Below are 17,135 nucleotides of genomic sequence, written 5' to 3'. Positions count from 1 at the left end.
CTTGGCATCAGGCAAAAGGCGAGGACACTTTGCAGTGCGGAGATATTTTCAGCAATTGCGACCTCTTGGCTAGACTGCCCAATCGTAGTGCTCCGAGCCCGCCCAAAAGAGTGACAGAATCGGCTGGCGGGCGCCCCCCTCGGTGTGGTACGCTGCCGCAGTGCAGCAACAAGCGCCCAAACATACGAGAAGAGAACGCTAACGCGATGCTGAGCAACCCAGAACCTCAAGCCCAGGCTCCCAAACGCGAAGCCGTCGTCATCAAGAAGTACGCAAACCGGCGTCTATATAACACCGAGACGAGTACATACGTCACGCTCGAGGATCTCGCAAAGATGGTGCGCGGAGATCGTGACTTCGTCGTTTACGATGCCAAGAACGGCGACGACCTGACCCACGCGGTTCTTACCCAGATCATCGTCGAGCAGGAAAGCCGCGAGGGCGGACAGGCGCTACTGCCAATTCCCTTCCTCCGCCAGCTCATTCGTTTTTACGATGACAGCATTGCGCGGATGGTGCCGAGCTACCTACAGTTCAGCCTCGAGCATCTGGCGAAAGAACAGGTGCGCTTCCGCGAGCAGTTCGCTTCGGCGTTCTCAAATCCCGCAGCCGCGTTCGAGTTCTATCAGCAGCAGGCGCGGCAGAACATGGCGATGTTCGAGCAGGCGATGTCGATGTGGGCCTCCTTCGGTTCGGCGGCGAGCGGACAACGCGGCGAAGGCAAGTCGCCCGAGGCCGTACAGCCGCAGGCACCGGCGCAAAGCGATGCTTCTGCCGGTGGTCGCGACGAACTCAGCGAGCTGAAGTCGCAGCTTTCGGCCATGCAGCAAAAGATCGAGAAACTGTCTCAGTCACGGCCCTAGTTTCAGGGCCGTCGACCGAGCGGAAGATCGTTTAAGGTTTCTTCGACACGTAGTCGGCGGCGTCGATCGGGAGGCCGTAGTAGAACCCCTGCATGAAGTCGATGCCGGCATCGGTCAGGTGCTTGACCGAGTGCTCGTCGCCGACCCATTCGGCGACCGTCTCCATGCCGAATATGCGCGCCAGATCGATCATCGTTTTGATGAAGATGCGGTCGCTGCTGTCGTTGGCGAGATTCTTCACGAAAACGCCGTCGATCTTGACGATGTCGACGTTAAGCAGCTTCAAGTTCTTGAATGATGTGTAGCCGGCGCCGAAATCGTCGATCGCGACGCGGCAGCCGAATTCCTTCAGTGTGTCGACGAAGTTAATCGTCTGATCGAGGTCCTCGATCGCGACTGTTTCCGTGATTTCCACGATCAACCGGCTCAGAATATCCTTGCGGCCATCGCTGAGGCGAAGCAGCGCCGCGATCCATTCCTTATCGGAGCAGGTCAATCCTGACACGTTGAGCGAGAGCACCAGATCGTGATGCTTTTTCAGAAGCGCGATCGTCAGTTCCAGCGCTCGCCGGTCGATCAAGCGCGATAATCCGAGTTGCTCCGCGACGGGGACGAATTCGCCCGCCGGTACGATCTGACCGTCAGGCTTCTCCATGCGAAGCAGACACTCGTAGATTTCGGCCTTGCCAGACTTGGCGGACACCATCGGCTGCAGAACCAATCGCATACGGTTGTCGTCGAGGGCTTCGACGACGTTGTTGGCGATCGTCCTGTTGCGGACGCGGACGCTTTCGCTGCCCGGCAGCGGTTCGTAAAGTACGAAGCAATCGATGCGCTGCGAACGCGCCGCGTCGAGCGCGCGAAGGGCAAAATTCACCGCGTCCTGGACCGAATTCGCCTGATGCGGAATCACGACGGCGCCGATCGAAATCGTCGCCGACAGCTGGCCGGCCGATGTCTTGATCGTGGAGTCGCGGACCACTTTCAGGAAGCGCTCGGCGGCAACGCGCAGCGCTTCAGGTCCGCATTTCATCATGATGATGCCGAACTTATTCGACGCATAACGGCCGATGATGTCGCCGCCGCGCAGCTTGCCGCGAATGCGGCGCGCAACTTCCGAAATCGCTTCGTCTCCGGTCGCGATGCCGAAGGTATCGTTGATTACGGCGAGGTTGTTCACCGACACCATCAAGAAGCCGCACGATTGCGGCTCGCGCTCGATACGGCCGAGAACGGAACCCAGTGCTTCAGTGAGGCGGATGCGATTGAGCTGTCCGGTCAGCTCGTCGAAGTCGTTGCGAACGAGCTGGCGTTGCTGTTCGAGATAGTGATCGTCGATGATCCTGATCACGCCGCGGGCGTGAATGGGATGGCCATCGGCGCCGGGCCACCAGCGGCCATGATCTTCGACGCGGATCGTCTTCCAGCTTCGCGGGCCGCCTGGCGTGATGCGGTACTGGACGCGGTAGGGTACGCCGCGAACGCGATCGGCTGCGACGCCGCGTGAGAAGACCTGCAGCCGATCCTTTAAGTTCTCGGGCGCGATGAGGGCATGGTAGGCCGCGCCTGTCGCGATTTTGGCGAGGTCACCGACGCCGAGGATCGCGGCAGCGTTGCTGCCCCATTCGATACGGCCGGAGACGAGGTCCCAGGCGTAAGCGGTTTCCTCAATGGACGAGAGGATGCCGACCAGGTCGAGATTGCCGGATTCTGCCAATGCGTCGCGCTTCTGATCCGGGTCCGGATCAGCCACTTGCTCGTTCCCAGGGACGGGGGTCCGGGACGTCAATTCTACAACCTCAAATCACGTCTTTCAGCGATCGGCACGCAAGCGTGGTCCAATATCGACGAATGCTCTGCCGTAAATCTGGTTTCGCAACAGGCTGGCCTAACAATGCCTGAAGCATTGTTTGAAAACAGATCGAATATCGCACGCGGAATGCGCGGCCGTTCGAGGCCGCGCCGCGTCAATTATTGGTCGGCGCCGATGTTGAGATCACGGCGAGCGACACGAATACCGATGGTGTAACCGCCGATGACGTCGATCATCGTTGCGATCAAGATCAGGAAGAAAATGGACGTGGCCGCCTGCGGGACGGTCAGAAATTCGACGCCGACTGCAACAAACACCACCATCGAAAGCGCGTGATCGATCAGCGTCGATGTGGTCGTGAACGTGGATTTGACGATCTCGATGAACAGCAGGATCAGCGTCGCGAGCAGGATGAAATCACCCCATGTGAAAACCCACTCGCCGCCGCTCAAAAGCCGGAGATGGAAAATTTCTTTTGTCAGGGCTTCCAGTCCCAACGTCAAAACGATGGCGTTGTAGAGGACGAAAGCAAGGACCAAGAGCGGAATGGCTCTAACGGACATAAGTTTCTCCTGACATATGATGCGCAAGCGCGCCCGGCTTTTTGGCACGCGCGCTGTGATTTGCCAAGCAAGCGCGCGCGTCAAAAATCAATAAGGCCGGCATCAAGGACGCCAGCCTAGTCCAATTTAAGGCAACCGGAGAAGTGCTTATTCGTCAGAAGCCGGCGGCAGGATCTGGCGGCCGCGGTACTTGCCCGACTTGAGGTCGATGTGGTGCGGGCGGCGACGCTCACCGCTGTCCTTGTCCTCGACGTAAGCCGGAGCCTTCAGGGCGTCATGCGAACGCCGCTGGCCCCGCTTCATCGGGGACGTCTTCTTGCGCGGAACTGCCATTGTATTGCTCCAAATTGCCCCCGCGCGAAAGCTGCGGAGCCGCCGGACATGCGGCGGGGATGCCGAACGCTATATTGATTGTGGATTAGCCTGGCAACGCCGGACTTGGGCGACGCTCAGAACCCAGGGCGCGGCTTATACGCAAATTAGACGAGAAATGCCAGTCCCCCCGTAAAATCCGGCTGAAAGGCCCAAAAGCGGCGTCAGATGCGGCGTCTTGGCAGAACGCAGCTCGTCTGAACGCTCGCCGCCGCGCGCATCCGCATCTGGATGACGCGGGCGAGGCGCTGCATGCCAGGGCCGGGTTTGGCGGGGTTGCGCATACGCGGGTTTGGAAGCACCACGGCGAGGCGGGAGGCCTCCCCGGCGCTCAGGCTCCTCGCTGGCTTTCGAAAGCGGGCTTGCGCCGCCGCTTCGATCCCGAAGATGCCGGGGCCCCACTCCGCGATGTTGAGGTAAACCTCCATGATCCGCCGCTTCGGCCAAAGCGTTTCCATGAGCAATGTCAGCGGCAGCTCGACGGCCTTGCGCATGTAGCTTCTGGACGACCAGAGGAAGAGATTTTTCACGACCTGCATCGAGATCGTGCTGGCGCCGCGCGCCGCGCCGCTCCCGACGTCCGAGACCGCTCCGGCGAGCGCTTCGAAGTCGATGCCGTGGTGATCGCAGAAGCGGCTGTCCTCGCTTGCGACGACGGCACGAATGACGTTGGGCGAGATTTCCTCGATCGGGACCCATGTGCTCTCGATCCGCTGGCCGGAGAGCCATTGCTGCAGCATCAGCATCGAACCCGGCGGATTGATGAAGCGGTAAGCGGCCATCAGCGTCAGCACGATGGCGAGCCAGCCAACGACGACCCACACGACAATCCTCAGCAGTCTGCGAAATAGAGAGCGAGGTGCAGACTCTCCGGTCGCCGCCGGAAAGCCCGTATGTCCTGTGCTTCCGTCAGCCCTGCCGGCAAAATCGGCTTGCAGCCCGGTAAAGGCGGCGTCCGGACGACGGGATGGCATTTCGAGCCTGGGTGCGCCGGGAATGAGGCTCCCGAGGTTCGGCGGCGGCGCGGCGCTGGTTTCGGACGTCGGTTGCGGAGGTTCGTCCGGTCTTGCCTCGGGCTCTGGTTCTGGTGCCGCGACAGCCGCCAGCGAACGCGCGGCGGCTTCCGCGTCGATGTCAGAGAACAGGGTATCGACAGGAAACTTCTGCTCGGCATCCGGAACCGGCGGCAAAGGCGGCGGGCTTTCCCCGGGCTCAAACGCGGGGCCAGAACGCTGAAAAAAACGTGCCGGCATCGGCACCGGCACGGCGATGTCAGCTTGCGCGTCGAGGTGGGGCGGAGTTCGAAATGCCAGAGGCGGCAAGGGTCGCGGGGGCACGAGCGGCACCTGTTCGCATCGAGCATCCGTGTGCACCCGAGCGAGCACCTCAACCGCCGGCGCAAGCAGCCGATCCTCCGCCGAGGTTTCGACAGGCGGCGCGGCAGTTCGCTCTGATGTCTCCTGCGACCGATCCATGCTTTGCTTATTCTGATTGCAGTGCGATACCGCGACGGCCGGTAACATCGAACAATGGCCATGTTGAGTGCCGGCGCGGCCATACGAGGAAGGTTGAGGGTAGTGTCACAATTTCTTGCCCAGCTTGGCAATGCCGCAACGGCCGTCGAGGGTTTTCTCGCGGAATGCCTGGCGGAACAACAGGCCAATGGGACGCCCCCTCGCCTGGCTGACGCGCTTCGCCACGCCGTGCTCGCAGGTGGCAAGCGGTTTCGGCCGTTCCTCGTTTTCGAAAGTGCCGGGCTTTTCGGCGTGGCTCGCGATGCGGCGCTGCCGGCGGCCGCCGCGCTCGAATGCATCCACTGCTATTCCCTCGTCCATGACGATCTCCCTGCCATGGACAACGACGAACTGCGGCGTGGGCGGCCGACGGTCTGGAAAGCCTACGACGAGTGGACGGCCATCCTCGTCGGCGACGCGCTGCAGGCCATCGCGTTCGAACTCACGAGCGATCCCCGGCGTCATGACGATGCCGAAGCTCGGGCAGAGCTGACGCACGCGCTTGCGATCGCGTCCGGAGCCATCGGCATGGTCGGCGGGCAGATGCTCGATCTCGAGGCCGGGCGTTTGCCGGATCAGCCCGCGGCCACGATTGCAGATATCGTGCGGCTGCAGGCGATGAAAACCGGGTGCCTGATTACGGTCGGATGCGAGATGGGCGCGATCCTCGGGCGCGCCAGTCCGAGCGACAGGGCTGCGCTCAAGACATACGGCGAGCATCTCGGAACCGCGTTCCAGATCAGCGACGATCTTCTCGATGCGGAAGGCAGCGCGGCGGATGTCGGCAAAGCGACCGGCAAGGATGCCGCCGCAGGCAAGGCGACGCTCATCGGGCTGCTCGGAATTCAGGAAGCCCGACGGCATCTCGATCGCACGATCGACGCGGCTGTCGCAGCGCTCGAACCGTTCGGCACAAAAGCAGAGCCCCTGATCGCCGCCGCGCGGCACATGGGCCGACGCGACAGCTGATCAGGGGCTCAGCCGGGATCGATCGATCAGAAGTGGTAGTTGAGACCGACGCGGACGGTCTGAACGTCGTTGTTGATGCGTACGAAGTCGCCGTTGTCCGCCGTCAGCTTGGAATCGCCGAGACCGAGATACAGGTACTCAGCCTTCGCGCTCCAATTCTGCGAGAACTTCCATTCCAGACCGCCGCCGACGGCATAACCCGTCAGAGTATCGCTGCCGCGGAAGCTCTGGCCTTCGAGGTTGGCGCGATGATCGACGTCAGCGACTGCGAGACCGCCCGTCGCGTAGAGCAGCCACGGTCCGCTCGCGAAGCCGAGGCGGCCGCGTACGGTCGAGAACCAGTTCATATCGCTGCGCGCGGTATCACCGTCGAAGGTGTAGGCGCGGCCACTGATGCCAGCGCCCTGGAAGTCGCCTTCGAGACCGAAGACGATGCGATCACGCTGCCAGTTGTAGCCGATCTGGCCGCCACCAAATCCGCCTTCCGGTTCCGTCGGACGCGCATCCGACCAGCCGTAGCCACCGTTGATACCGATATACGCGCCGTCCCAAATCGCTGGCTGATAAATTGGCGCCGCCTCCGGCGGAGGATTGTAGGGCTGATACGGCCCAAGGTCAGCGGCCATGGCGCTGCCGCTCGCAGCTACCAGCGCCGTCGCGCTGCCAAGCAGCATCGACTTCAGATTCAACGCTCTCATAGTTTTTTACCCCGTAAGAACAGCCTCGTGGGCCTGTTGCCCCCGACAACGCCTAACAGAATATAGGGTTCCATTTAGGCGGCACGGATGCGCTAATCGAGTAGCAGTCATGCCGCAAAATAATTGCTATTCCGTGAGTATTATTCTCAGCCCTTTAATGGCGGCTTTTACATTTTCCAGCACTAAGCCCTAATCGGTATGCGTCCCTTTTCCGCGGCGAATGCCTCTTTGCGAGCCATTCTTCTGTCGCGAATTTTGAGCAGCGGCAGAACCAAATGCGCGAGGCGAATTTCGCGGCGCGATTTTTCAGGATCCACGAGATGGGACGTGGGCAGACGTTGTGTAAACGAATGCTCCATCAGTGTGCCAATCGGGAACTCAAACTCGTCCTGCATCGCGATCATGCGCGCATATAAATCCGAGAGCGGCGTGATGAGGCGGCCAAAGCCGTTTCGCGCCTGCGCCCATCCGACAATATAAAGCCCGCGAATTCCTGCCGGAAACGCGCCGCCGTAGACCTGCACGACATTGTCTTTCACTTCGATCAGACCGTCGGGCAAAAACGGATACGATGCGTGAAATCCCGTTGCGGCGATAATCAGATCGTAGGCGCCGCTCGAACCGTCAGTGAACGTCACGATGTTGCCGTCGACGTGATCGATCGCGGGGCGCGGCTTCACGCGTCCCAAGCGAATGGCGCTCAAGAGATCGGTTCCGAATGCCGGGTGGCGGTCGAACAGTTTGTGATTGGGCCGCTGTAATCCGTAGCGGCGATAATCGCCGATGGTGAGCTTGACCATCGTCTTCAAGAGCGCGCGCTGCATGAAGATCGGCAGGCCCCAGATCGGAACATCGGTCAGGGGGCGTCCGAGAAATGTTTTCGGCAGATACCAGTAGCCGGATCTCAGACTGATATCGCAGCTCTCTCCGAAGCGGCCAGCATCGCACGCCATATCGACGCCGGAATTGCCGCCGCCGATGACGAGCACGCGCTTGCCCTGAACCTGCGAGACGTCGCGGTAATCTTTCGAATGAAGAATTTCACCGGTAAACGTGCCGCGGAATTCCGGATATCGCTTATCCCAGTGGTGGCCGTTGCAGACGACGACGCCTTTGTACGTTCGCGTTTCGCCGTCGGCGAATGTCACGGTCCAGCGGCTCGCGTCTTCCGGCACGACGGACGCAACGACCTTATTGAATTCGCATTGCGGAAGCAGTCCGCGATCCCGGGCGAACGCGTTGAGATACGACAGCATCTGGTCGGCGGAAGGGAAATCCGGAAACTCCTCCGGCATCGGATAGTCGGCGTACTCGGTCGCCTTCTTCGACGATACGATATGTGCGGAGCGATAGACGCCGTGCAGCCAGTTGCCTCCGACGCCCGAGCCGGCGTCGACGATGTCGAAAGGAATTCCCCGGTGCTTCAGCGCGGCGCCCATCGCGAGCCCGACCGGACCGGCGCCGATGACGAGGTGGCGTTCGGAGGTGCTACTTCTGTCGCTCATTCCGGATGAAATCCTTCGTGGCCGTTTGACAAGACGAACCGTCTAGCAAACCTGAAAGCGCCTGCGTGGGTTCATCTTCAGAAGTGGTAATCGCCGGATAACACTTAGCCCGGCCCGGCAAACGGTGCGAGCGAAGGATCGTCGCAAATGGCGGCGGCGCCATAAGTTAAAGCCGCTTAAGCGATTGAACGATAAATCTTAATTTACGCGGGATCGACGCCGCCTAGCTATTCGGCAGCGTCCCTTTTCGCGATGCCGGGCGCGGCGAAGCGGCGGGCGATGTAATCCTCGACGATCGCCTTGAACTCGGTCGCGATATTCGGGCCGCGCAGCGTCATCGCCTTCTTGCCGTCGATGAAGACGGGGGCGGCAGGCGACTCCCCGGTGCCCGGAAGCGAAATGCCGACGTCGGCGTGCTTGCTCTCGCCCGGGCCGTTCACGATGCAGCCCATGACGGCGAAGTTCAGCGTTTCGACGCCCGGATACTGTGTCTTCCAGTCCGGCATGCGATCGCGGATCATGTCTTGTATGTCGCGCGCGAGTTCCTGGAACACGGTCGACGTCGTACGGCCGCAACCGGGGCACGCCGCAACGACCGGGACGAATGAGCGAAGGCCCATCGTCTGCAACAGTTCCTGCGCGGTGCGGACTTCTTGAGAGCGGTCACCGCCGGGCTCGGGCGTCAGCGAAAATCGGATCGTATCGCCGATGCCATTCTGCAGCAGAATACCGATGGCGGCCGACGAGGCGACGATGCCCTTCGAACCCATGCCCGCTTCGGTCAAACCGAGGTGCAGCGCGTAACGGCCGCGTTGCGCGAGCATGTGATAAACGGCGATCAGATCCTGGACCGACGAGACCTTGCCGGAGACGACAATGCGGTCGGCACCGAGACCCATTTCCTCGGCGCGTTCGGCCGACAGGAGCGCCGATTGCACCATAGCTTCGTGCATGACGGCGCGCGCAGGCAGCGGTTCCGCGGCCTTGGCGTTCTCGTCCATCAAATGCGTGAGGAGTTCAGCATCGAGCGAACCCCAGTTGACGCCGATGCGCACCGGCTTGCCGTGCTTCATCGCCATATCGATGATGGCGCCGAACTGCTTGTCTTTCTTGTCTTTGAAACCGACGTTGCCGGGGTTGATGCGATATTTGTCGAGTGCTTCGGCGCAGTCGGGATTTTCGCCGAGCAGCTTGTGGCCGATATAGTGGAAATCGCCGATCAGCGGCACGGTCACGCCGCGCTTGCGCAGCTGATCGCGAATATGCGGCACGGCCTTAGCGGCTTCGTCGCGATCGACCGTGATGCGCACGAGCTCGGAGCCGGCGCGGGCCAGATCGGCCACCTGCTTCACCGTCGACGCGATGTCAGCGGTATCGGTGTTCGTCATCGATTGGACGACGACCGGCGCGCCCCCGCCAACGATCACGCCGCCAACGTTGACCGCGATAGTTTGATGACGCGGTTTCATCGTGATGCTGTCGCTGAGCGACATCAGCCAACCTCTCCATGCCCCATTGGCGACGTTCTAGCCTTGTCTGAAGCTTCCCGCCAGAAGGGATATGGCCGCGACAGTGCACATCGCGATGACAATGCTGGGGCCGCCCGGCAAGTCGCTGGAAAGAGACAGCCAAAGCCCGAAAATCGTGCTCGCGACGGCGATTGCGGCAGCCAGAAAAACCATGCGGGCCGGTGTTCCGGATAGCGGCCGCGCGGCCACAGCTGGAACAACCAAAAACGCCATGACCAGCAAAATTCCCACGATCTTCATGGCGACCGCAATAACGACGGCGAGAAGAAGATCGAACGCGGCGCGGGTCAAACGCGGATTGAGACCCTCGGCCGTCGCCAGATCCTCGTGCAGGGACAGCCGGACGAGCGGCTCCCAAAGGTAGAAAATCACCGCCAGGACCACCGCGCCACCGGCATAAACCCAAATCAGGTCGGTCGAGGTCACGGCGAAGACATCGCCGAAAAGGTAGCTCATCAAATCGATGCCCGGGCCTTTGGCGAGCGCGATGGCGACGATGCCGAGCGCTAGCGTCGCGTGGTGGGTGAGCCCGAGAGCCGAGTCGAGCGGCACGACGCGCTGGCGGCCGAGCATGGTCAGCACCCCGACGGCCGCGACCGCCGCGATGACGACGGCCAGCGTCAGATCGATGTGGAGGGCTAGTCCCAGCGCCACGCCGAGAAGCCCGGCTTGCGCCAGCGTTTCGCCGACGTAGGACATTCGGCGCCAGACCACGATGCAGCCGAGCGGCGCCGCGATCAGCGCGAGGCCGACGGCGGCTAAAAATGCGCGCAGGACGAACGGCTCAGGCCAGGACAGCACTCAGGAGCCTCGTCCGTCGGAATCGTCGGGCGCGAGCGGTTTCGGTTCGCCGGCGAGATCGTGGGCATGATCGTGATGGTGGCGATAGACGCTCAACGACGACGCCCCCTTTGGCCCGAAGATGCGCGCGTATTCGGTGTGCTGGGACACATGCTCCGGCTCGCCCGAGCAGCAGACATGACCGTTGAGGCAGATCACCCGATCGCTTTTCGCCATCACGACGTGGAGGTCGTGCGAAACGAGCAGGATGCCGAGGTGACGTTCGTCGCGCAGCTTGCCGACCAATTCATAGAGTTCGGCCTCGCCCGCAAAATCGACGCCACTGGCGGGCTCGTCGAGGATCAACAGATTGGGGCGGCGCAACAGGGCGCGCGCGATCAGAACCCTTTGCGTTTCGCCACCCGAAAGCTTCGACAATTGCTGGTGCGCGGTTCGGCGCGCACCAACGTCTTCCAGGGCTTTTGCAATGTCTTTTGCGGGCGCGGGCCAGCCAAGTGCAAGAAAACCTTCGACCGTCATGGGGATCGCGGCGTCAACTTCGAAGCGCTGCGGGACGTAGCCGATGCGCGTCGAAACCGGACGAATGATCTCGCCGCGATCCGGCTTGTCGATGCCGAGGACGAGGCGCACCAGCGTCGTTTTTCCCGCGCCATTCGGGCCGATCAGGGTAACGATCTCGCCAGGCAGCACGTCGAGATCGACGCCGGCAATCACATCACGGCCGCCGCGGCGCAGCCAAAGACCACGCGCAGAGATGAGCGCGTTGGCGACCGGCGCCGCATCGTGATTATGTGCATGGGCGTGATTGTGGTCGTGTCCACAGCCCGCCGTGGCTGGCGGAGACGCGCGTCCGGTCTGCTGGGATAACGACAAACTCGATCTCTCCATCGGCAAATGCGGGCTCAAGCTTTGCGACGGCCGGCGCATTCATGGCAGGTGCCGGATACCTCAGCGAACCGGACACGCGGCTCGAATTTCGCGGTGTGGGCGGCGGAGTCGATCGCGCGAAAGATGTCGTCGCCGTCGACTTCCTGCACGGTGCCGCATTTCTCGCAGCTGAGGAACATCGGGCGGCGGCCGGTTCGCGGACGGTGGAGCTGGCGGCACGCGAAGTATGCGTTCTTGCTTTCGAGGCGGTGGACGACGCCGGCTTCGAGCAAGGCGTCGAGCGCCCGGTAAATTGAAATGGGGGCCAGCCGCGTGCCCTTCTTCGCAAGGCGATCCAGGACTTCGTAGGCGCCGACGCTCGCCTGCGTCGAGGCGATCTCCTCGAACACCTTGCGCCGCAAGTCGGTAAAACGGAGGTTTTTCTCAGCGAAGATCGCGGTGGCCTGGTCGACGGACAGCTTGACCTTATCCCGTGAGCGTTGCACCTCACCTGTATCTGCTGTCATGAACAGTCCTCTGGACCGCGAAAGTTCAGTCATCATGGCCCGCATTGGGCGGCTGGACAATATAACATGTCGTGACCGGCCGCTATTCGGTTCAACGCTCGGACAGGGCCTTGCGAACCTTTTTTGGTTCTAGAAGCTTGACGTTACCGGCGGATCGACCACATGCGGTTGCATGTCCTTCCCCGAGGATTTGCCCACTTTCAAGAACTTTCGCGCGGGTGCGATATTTAAAGGATGGTCTGCCGCCAATCAGCCGCGTCATTTGCGCAAAATGGCGGCCAGTGATTCGCCCGTGCCCTAGCTGGGATTTTGCCCCCGATGGACGTCAAGCATCTGATTGACCTCATAAGTGAAAACGCCCGGCCGATCGGCACCGCGATTTTCCTGACGGCGGCTATCGCACTTCTCTTGAGAACGCGCGTCGCGCGGCGCTTGCGCGACACAATCGAGGAAACCGTTTTCACGAACTGGCGGCTGGCGCTGCTCGGTACGACCGGCATCGTCCTCTCGGCGGCGGCCGGATGGCGGACCTGGGAAGGAATGTACAATTTCACCGGCGAGCCGCTGCTCTCCGGCATGGTGACGTTCGGCATCCAGGGCATCATGCTGATCGTTGCGTGGCTGATCGGCGAGAGCTTCGCGACGGGCATGAACACCCGTGCGCGTCCCGCCGACTCTTCGCTCGTCAGCGCGTCCGTTCAGCCGTGGCTCGGCAGTGCGATCGGGCTTCTGCTTTTCATCACCGGGTTCGTGCTGTTCCTGCAATGGACGGGGCAGACCGACGTCAAGCATGCGAACGTGGAAGGTCTCGGCTGGGCGAATGCAGGCGACAAGTTCCTGATGATCGGCGCGGGCCTGCTGATGGTGGCGCTGTTCGCGCTCTATGCGGCCAACGATCTGGTGCGGCCATATCTTCAAGTCGCGCGAGTCATCATCCGCAATTCAATGCTGTGGCTGATGTTTCTCGCCTGCATGGCGACGAGCGTGTTCTTCTCGTTCGACAGCTTCTTTACCTCGATCTTCCCGCAGTCGGAGCGCGTTCGCGCCGCGGAGCTTCGCGCGCAGAACCAGGTTTCGGGCATCGTCACCGACATCGAGCATGCCCTCGCATCGCGCACCAACAGTCTAGCTGCGGAAGTCTTCACGACCGACGCGTGGAAAGCCTACGACCAGGAACTCGGCGCGATCACGGAAGCCGCGGCGCAGTCTCAGGGCGCGATCGAGCGTTACGTAAATGCGCAGATCGAGGCGCGCAGCCGGGCCGTCAAGGAGCAGCAGGAGCGGATTGCGTCGGCGGAGGCAGGTCAGGCCGGGCTCGCGGGACGCAAGACATCGCTGACAGATGAAAAGTCTCGCCTCGCCGCAGAGCGTCCGGAGCTTGCCGCCGACTACGCGACGAAGAAATCCGAATTTGATCTGAAGACCAAGGACGTCGATGCGAAACGCGTCGAAGCGCTTGCGGAAGACAAGGGCGTCGAAGGCACGCTGAAAGCGGGCCGAGGTCCGATCTACCGGCAGCGTATGGCCGAACTTGCGATGGCGCAGGGCGCCGCGCAAATCGCGGGCGAGCGCATGAAAGACGCGCAGAAGCGTCTCAATACGGTCGAGACGCGGCTTGCGGCGATCGATGCGGAGTTGGCGACGCTCGACGGCGACCTCGCGAAATACAAAGGCGAAGCCGACACGGCGAAGCAGCGGATCGCGCTTTCCGATACGTCGGCGAAGGATGACAGCGGGCCGAAGATCGATCCGTCGAAAATCATGCCGGCCTTCGACCGCGCGCGCTCAGAATTCCGCGCCGATCCGAATACGGCGCGCCTCGCGACCGTGCAGCGGTTCTGCAACGACATCTACGGCGCGTTGGCGGCAACGCCAGAGACGAAACCGCTGCTCAATGGCATCGACTGCGATCCCAAGACCGTTTCGGATGCCGCATCCGGGCTCTTCGCATTGCAGTCCGGCACCAAGGTTTTCCAGGAGACGTGCGTCGGCGGCGAGCATCTCGTCGAGAACAAGTCGACGGACGATCTGTATGCGTTCGCACGCCGGTGCCTGTCGGACAGCGCGCTGCCGAGCGAGGATACCGCGGCGCTGCGGTCGAAGATCAATCAGATCGAGCTGTCGCGCGATGACAAGGCGCATCGCTTCGTCGTGACGCTCAACGCGTTTCAGGACGGCAACCGTCTCGCGTATCTGGCGCTCGCCATTGCGATCGGTCTCGACGGCTTGATTTTCATGTCCGGTCTGTTCGGCGCGAATGCGGTGCGCTCGCCGCTGTCGGATATCCCGAGCTACAAGTCGCGGTCAGGATCGCAGCTGGAAGCGACGATCAACGCGGCGCTCGGTGCGCATCCCTATGAGACGGCGTGGCTGACGCTCACGTCGTTCAGGCCGATCACGAACCAGGACGGCTTTTCGGCACTTGCGGACTTAAGCGCGATGGAGCGCTCGCAGGCGGATCGCGTGCGCATGGTGCTGACGGCCGGCGCGGATATCGGCGCGGTCGAAACCGTCTCGCACAATCCCGAGCGCTACCGCGTGCGCAGCGAGCTGCGCGAATATCTTTCGAGCGTCGTCGACAAGCAATTCAAGACGGATGCGTCGGCGAAGGATCGGGCGCGCCTCGATCAGCTTGTATCTGCGGCGCTGGCTCCCCATCCGCGAGAACATTCCGAAATCGTGCTCAACACGCTGGAGCCGATCCGCGAAACGGAAGGCTTCACGTCGATGGTGACGCTGACCGAAATCGCGAACGAGTACGACTCGCGCGTCGTGCGGCGCGTGATGAATGCGGGGTCGGCGGTCAAGGCCGTTGCGCCGGATCTCAAGATCGACGATCGCTATTACATCCGGCCGACGCTCTACGAAACGCTGCTGACGATCCGCGCGACGGCACCGGATTCGCCGCAATACCGGATTGAGCGCGCACGCGCCGAAGGCTTCAGGGATCAACCGGCCATCGAAGGCGGAGAACTGCATGCGCTTCAGCCCGAACTTCAGTTCGAGCCTCGTCCGCGCGAGATCGAAAAGCCAAGAACGGCTCTGCCGCGCATCAGTCCGCTGTCGGACGAAGAGCGCGCGCGCCTCGTCACGCATTACCGAGAGGCACTGCTCGATGCGATCCATCTCAGTTCCGATGTCGTTGACAAACGGCTGAGCCTGCCGCAATCGCGCGATGCGATCCTCGAAGCCTGGAAGATGCTCAATTCGCAGAGCAAGAAGAACGAAAGCCTTGGCATTCTGCTGCGCGCCTTCCAAGACGAGCAGGATCGGGTTCTGAGCGAAGTCTATTCGAGGCTGCGCAGGGAAACCGATGGCGACGAGCGCAAGTTATCGGTGCTCGATGGCATCGACGGACGCGTGCGCGACGACCTTCTTCTTTACATGCTGTTCCCGGAAATGGGGCTTGTCCGCTATTTGATCGAGGAACTCGAGGCTGCTGCGCAACCGGACGACGGTCTCGTCCACGGAGAGCAACAGCTCAAGGATCAGCTGAGATCCGTGCACGAGGCGCTCGACACGCTGAACCTCGACAATCCGCAATCGTGGGACGAAATACGAAAGCGGCTCGCCGTGCGGTCTGGACCTGATCTGCGGAATTTCTTCAACAGATCAAACGACCGTGACGAGCCGTCCGATAATGATGACGTGTGATTTCAAGCTTTGATCAGAGGGCGAACGGAACGACGTTCTGGCGCTGTGTTCCCAGCCCCTCGATGTTCAGCTCGACCACGTCCCCCGCCTTCAGGAATTCGCGAGGATTGCGCGCGGTGCCGACGCCTGGCGGCGTGCCGGTCGAAATGATATCGCCGGGTTCGAGAACCATGAATTCCGTGACGTAGGCAAGCAGGAACGGAATGTTGAAAATCATCGTCGCGGTCGAGCCGGTCTGCTTGCGCACGCCGTTGACGTCGAGCGACATGGCGAGATTGTCGACATTCGGGATTTCGTCCGGCGTCACCAGCCAGGGGCCGATCGGACCGAATGTTTCCGCCGATTTTCCCTTCACCCACTGGCCGCCACGCTTGCTCTGGAAGCTGCGCTCGGAAACGTCATTGCAAATGCAGTAGCCGGCGATGTAGTTCGCCCAATCCTTCGCTTCGACATAGCGGGCGCGTGCGCCGATGACGAAAGCGATTTCGCATTCCCAATCGGTGTGGCGGGAGTTGCGCGGGATCATCACATCGTCGTTCGGACCGCAGATCGACGTCGTAGCCTTGTTGAACAGGATGGGCTCGCTCGGAATTTCCTGGCCGGTCTCCTTGGCGTGGTCGGCGTAGTTTAATCCAATGGCGATGAAGTTGTGCGTGCCGGCGACCGGAGGCCCGAGCCGAACGCCGTCCGGCGCCTTCGGCAGAGATGACGGATCGATGGCGGCCAGCTTCGCGAGGGCGGCTGGCGCGAGGTTGGCGCCGGAAAAATCGGGAACATGCGCCGAGAGATCGCGGATGGTTCCGTCGCGGTCCACGATGCCGGGTTTTTCCGCGCCATGCGCGCCAAATCGAACGAGCTTCATTGTTGTTTTATCCCCTAGGCTTGCGGCGGTGCTGGCATAGTCAGGGCAATGACGCCCGCCGGGTGTCATAAACGATGCTCAAAGCGGCAACAATCATTGAAAGCCGACCGAGAACGCCGCGCATTTGGACTTATCGGCGCAGGCTGAGCGTTATTTCATTCGCATGCCGAGTGCGAACATCTTCGCAATTCGCGGGGTGATTGGGTGCTCGTCGCCAGAAAATATTATTGGCGAAATTTTGTCGGTCTCTGATCCGCGCAAGAACGATCGACGAAAAAATTTCCGCGATGCAGACGTGCTGACCTTACCGAAAAGTATATGCGCCGTAAGAACCCGATCAGGCTCGCCGGAGTATCAAGCTCAGGCCTGGGCACCGCCCAGGAAACCCGATTGAGGAGAGATACAATGATTTCCAAGCTTGTGCGCGGCGCGGTTCTCACCGGCGTGCTTGTTGCTTTTTCCGCTCCGATCGTCGCCAACGCTGCCGATGCGCCGATGACGAAGGCCGACTGCAAGAAAGCAAAAGACATGAAGTGGGACAAAACCACAAAAACCTGCGTCAAGAAATAAGACGTCTTCGGTTTGAATTCTATTGAGG

15 protein-coding genes are annotated in these 17,135 nt (G+C 61.4%); 4 read left to right on the top strand and 11 right to left on the bottom strand.

The annotated features are described in order from the left end of the window. Positions 1-206 precede the first annotated feature (206 nt). Entirely contained in the window at positions 207-863 is a 657-nt protein-coding gene (gene phaR, locus HYPGJ_RS14435) for a polyhydroxyalkanoate synthesis repressor PhaR (RefSeq protein WP_046847754.1), read from the top strand. Positions 864-894: 31 nt separating this feature from the next. Here phaR and HYPGJ_RS14430 read toward each other — a convergent pair whose 3' ends face one another. The 4 genes from HYPGJ_RS14430 to mtgA form a co-directional block, all read right to left on the bottom strand. Continuing rightward, positions 895-2,616 carry a bifunctional diguanylate cyclase/phosphodiesterase gene (locus HYPGJ_RS14430; RefSeq protein ID WP_052750916.1) on the bottom strand — a complete coding sequence of 574 codons (1,722 nt, stop codon included), beginning with the start codon at positions 2,614-2,616 and terminating at the stop codon, positions 895-897. A gap of 218 nt (positions 2,617-2,834) precedes the next feature. After that, positions 2,835-3,239, bottom strand: a complete 405-nt coding sequence (locus tag HYPGJ_RS14425) for a hypothetical protein (protein WP_046847753.1) — start codon at positions 3,237-3,239, stop codon at positions 2,835-2,837. A 147-nt stretch (positions 3,240-3,386) separates the two neighbouring features. Further along, positions 3,387-3,572 (bottom strand): 50S ribosomal protein L32, encoded by a 186-nt coding sequence (gene rpmF / locus HYPGJ_RS14420; protein ID WP_013216730.1) that lies wholly within the window; start codon positions 3,570-3,572, stop codon positions 3,387-3,389. Positions 3,573-3,775: 203 nt separating this feature from the next. Continuing rightward, positions 3,776-5,086: a monofunctional biosynthetic peptidoglycan transglycosylase gene (mtgA, locus tag HYPGJ_RS14415; RefSeq protein ID WP_244466169.1), complete on the bottom strand. Its 1,311-nt coding sequence runs from the start codon at positions 5,084-5,086 to the stop codon at positions 3,776-3,778. Between the two features lie 102 nt (positions 5,087-5,188). Between mtgA and HYPGJ_RS14410 the strand changes: the two genes are divergently transcribed. Beyond that, complete coding sequence (locus HYPGJ_RS14410; protein ID WP_046847751.1) at positions 5,189-6,094, top strand: polyprenyl synthetase family protein; 906 nt, start codon at positions 5,189-5,191, stop codon at positions 6,092-6,094. A gap of 26 nt (positions 6,095-6,120) precedes the next feature. Here HYPGJ_RS14410 and HYPGJ_RS14405 read toward each other — a convergent pair whose 3' ends face one another. From HYPGJ_RS14405 to HYPGJ_RS14380, 6 genes are all read right to left on the bottom strand, one after another. Then, positions 6,121-6,792 (bottom strand): outer membrane protein, encoded by a 672-nt coding sequence (locus tag HYPGJ_RS14405; RefSeq protein WP_052750915.1) that lies wholly within the window; start codon positions 6,790-6,792, stop codon positions 6,121-6,123. A 182-nt stretch (positions 6,793-6,974) separates the two neighbouring features. After that, positions 6,975-8,297, bottom strand: a complete 1,323-nt coding sequence (locus HYPGJ_RS14400) for an NAD(P)/FAD-dependent oxidoreductase (RefSeq protein ID WP_046847750.1) — start codon at positions 8,295-8,297, stop codon at positions 6,975-6,977. 227 nt (positions 8,298-8,524) lie between these two features. Further along, a complete protein-coding gene (gene ispG, locus HYPGJ_RS14395) occupies positions 8,525-9,790 on the bottom strand; it encodes a flavodoxin-dependent (E)-4-hydroxy-3-methylbut-2-enyl-diphosphate synthase (RefSeq protein ID WP_046847749.1) in 1,266 nt (421 codons plus the stop codon). 33 nt (positions 9,791-9,823) lie between these two features. Then, complete coding sequence (locus HYPGJ_RS14390; RefSeq protein ID WP_046847748.1) at positions 9,824-10,627, bottom strand: metal ABC transporter permease; 804 nt, start codon at positions 10,625-10,627, stop codon at positions 9,824-9,826. Beyond that, positions 10,628-11,500: a metal ABC transporter ATP-binding protein gene (locus HYPGJ_RS14385; protein WP_244466168.1), complete on the bottom strand. Its 873-nt coding sequence runs from the start codon at positions 11,498-11,500 to the stop codon at positions 10,628-10,630. Positions 11,501-11,529: 29 nt separating this feature from the next. Continuing rightward, positions 11,530-12,021: a Fur family transcriptional regulator gene (locus HYPGJ_RS14380; RefSeq protein WP_013216738.1), complete on the bottom strand. Its 492-nt coding sequence runs from the start codon at positions 12,019-12,021 to the stop codon at positions 11,530-11,532. A gap of 318 nt (positions 12,022-12,339) precedes the next feature. On the opposite strand from HYPGJ_RS14380, the gene HYPGJ_RS14375 reads away from it, so the two are divergent. Next, positions 12,340-15,675: a hypothetical protein gene (locus tag HYPGJ_RS14375; RefSeq protein WP_046847746.1), complete on the top strand. Its 3,336-nt coding sequence runs from the start codon at positions 12,340-12,342 to the stop codon at positions 15,673-15,675. Between the two features lie 13 nt (positions 15,676-15,688). Here the strand turns inward: HYPGJ_RS14375 and HYPGJ_RS14370 are convergent, their stop codons facing one another. Further along, a complete protein-coding gene (locus HYPGJ_RS14370; protein WP_046847745.1) occupies positions 15,689-16,537 on the bottom strand; it encodes a fumarylacetoacetate hydrolase family protein in 849 nt (282 codons plus the stop codon). Between the two features lie 405 nt (positions 16,538-16,942). Between HYPGJ_RS14370 and HYPGJ_RS19360 the strand changes: the two genes are divergently transcribed. Then, entirely contained in the window at positions 16,943-17,107 is a 165-nt protein-coding gene (locus tag HYPGJ_RS19360) for a hypothetical protein (RefSeq protein WP_013216741.1), read from the top strand. Positions 17,108-17,135: the final 28 nt, after the last annotated feature.

The sequence above is a fragment of the Hyphomicrobium sp. GJ21 genome (assembly GCF_001006785.1).
Lineage (GTDB): Bacteria > Pseudomonadota > Alphaproteobacteria > Rhizobiales > Hyphomicrobiaceae > Hyphomicrobium_B.
Note: the sequence above shows the minus strand (reverse complement) of the source record. Positions and strands in the feature narration are given on the sequence as shown.

Coding starts and splice junctions, on each gene's coding strand:
- rpmF (WP_013216730.1), bottom strand. CDS start 3,572: ATGGCAGTTCCGCGCAAGAAGACGTCCCCGATGAAGCGGGGCCAGCGG.
- HYPGJ_RS14370 (WP_046847745.1), bottom strand. CDS start 16,537: ATGAAGCTCGTTCGATTTGGCGCGCATGGCGCGGAAAAACCCGGCATC.
- ispG (WP_046847749.1), bottom strand. CDS start 9,790: ATGTCGCTCAGCGACAGCATCACGATGAAACCGCGTCATCAAACTATC.
- phaR (WP_046847754.1), top strand. CDS start 207: ATGCTGAGCAACCCAGAACCTCAAGCCCAGGCTCCCAAACGCGAAGCC.
- HYPGJ_RS14380 (WP_013216738.1), bottom strand. CDS start 12,021: ATGACAGCAGATACAGGTGAGGTGCAACGCTCACGGGATAAGGTCAAG.
- HYPGJ_RS14400 (WP_046847750.1), bottom strand. CDS start 8,297: ATGAGCGACAGAAGTAGCACCTCCGAACGCCACCTCGTCATCGGCGCC.
- mtgA (WP_244466169.1), bottom strand. CDS start 5,086: ATGGATCGGTCGCAGGAGACATCAGAGCGAACTGCCGCGCCGCCTGTC.
- HYPGJ_RS14375 (WP_046847746.1), top strand. CDS start 12,340: ATGGACGTCAAGCATCTGATTGACCTCATAAGTGAAAACGCCCGGCCG.
- HYPGJ_RS19360 (WP_013216741.1), top strand. CDS start 16,943: ATGATTTCCAAGCTTGTGCGCGGCGCGGTTCTCACCGGCGTGCTTGTT.
- HYPGJ_RS14405 (WP_052750915.1), bottom strand. CDS start 6,792: ATGAGAGCGTTGAATCTGAAGTCGATGCTGCTTGGCAGCGCGACGGCG.
- HYPGJ_RS14425 (WP_046847753.1), bottom strand. CDS start 3,239: ATGTCCGTTAGAGCCATTCCGCTCTTGGTCCTTGCTTTCGTCCTCTAC.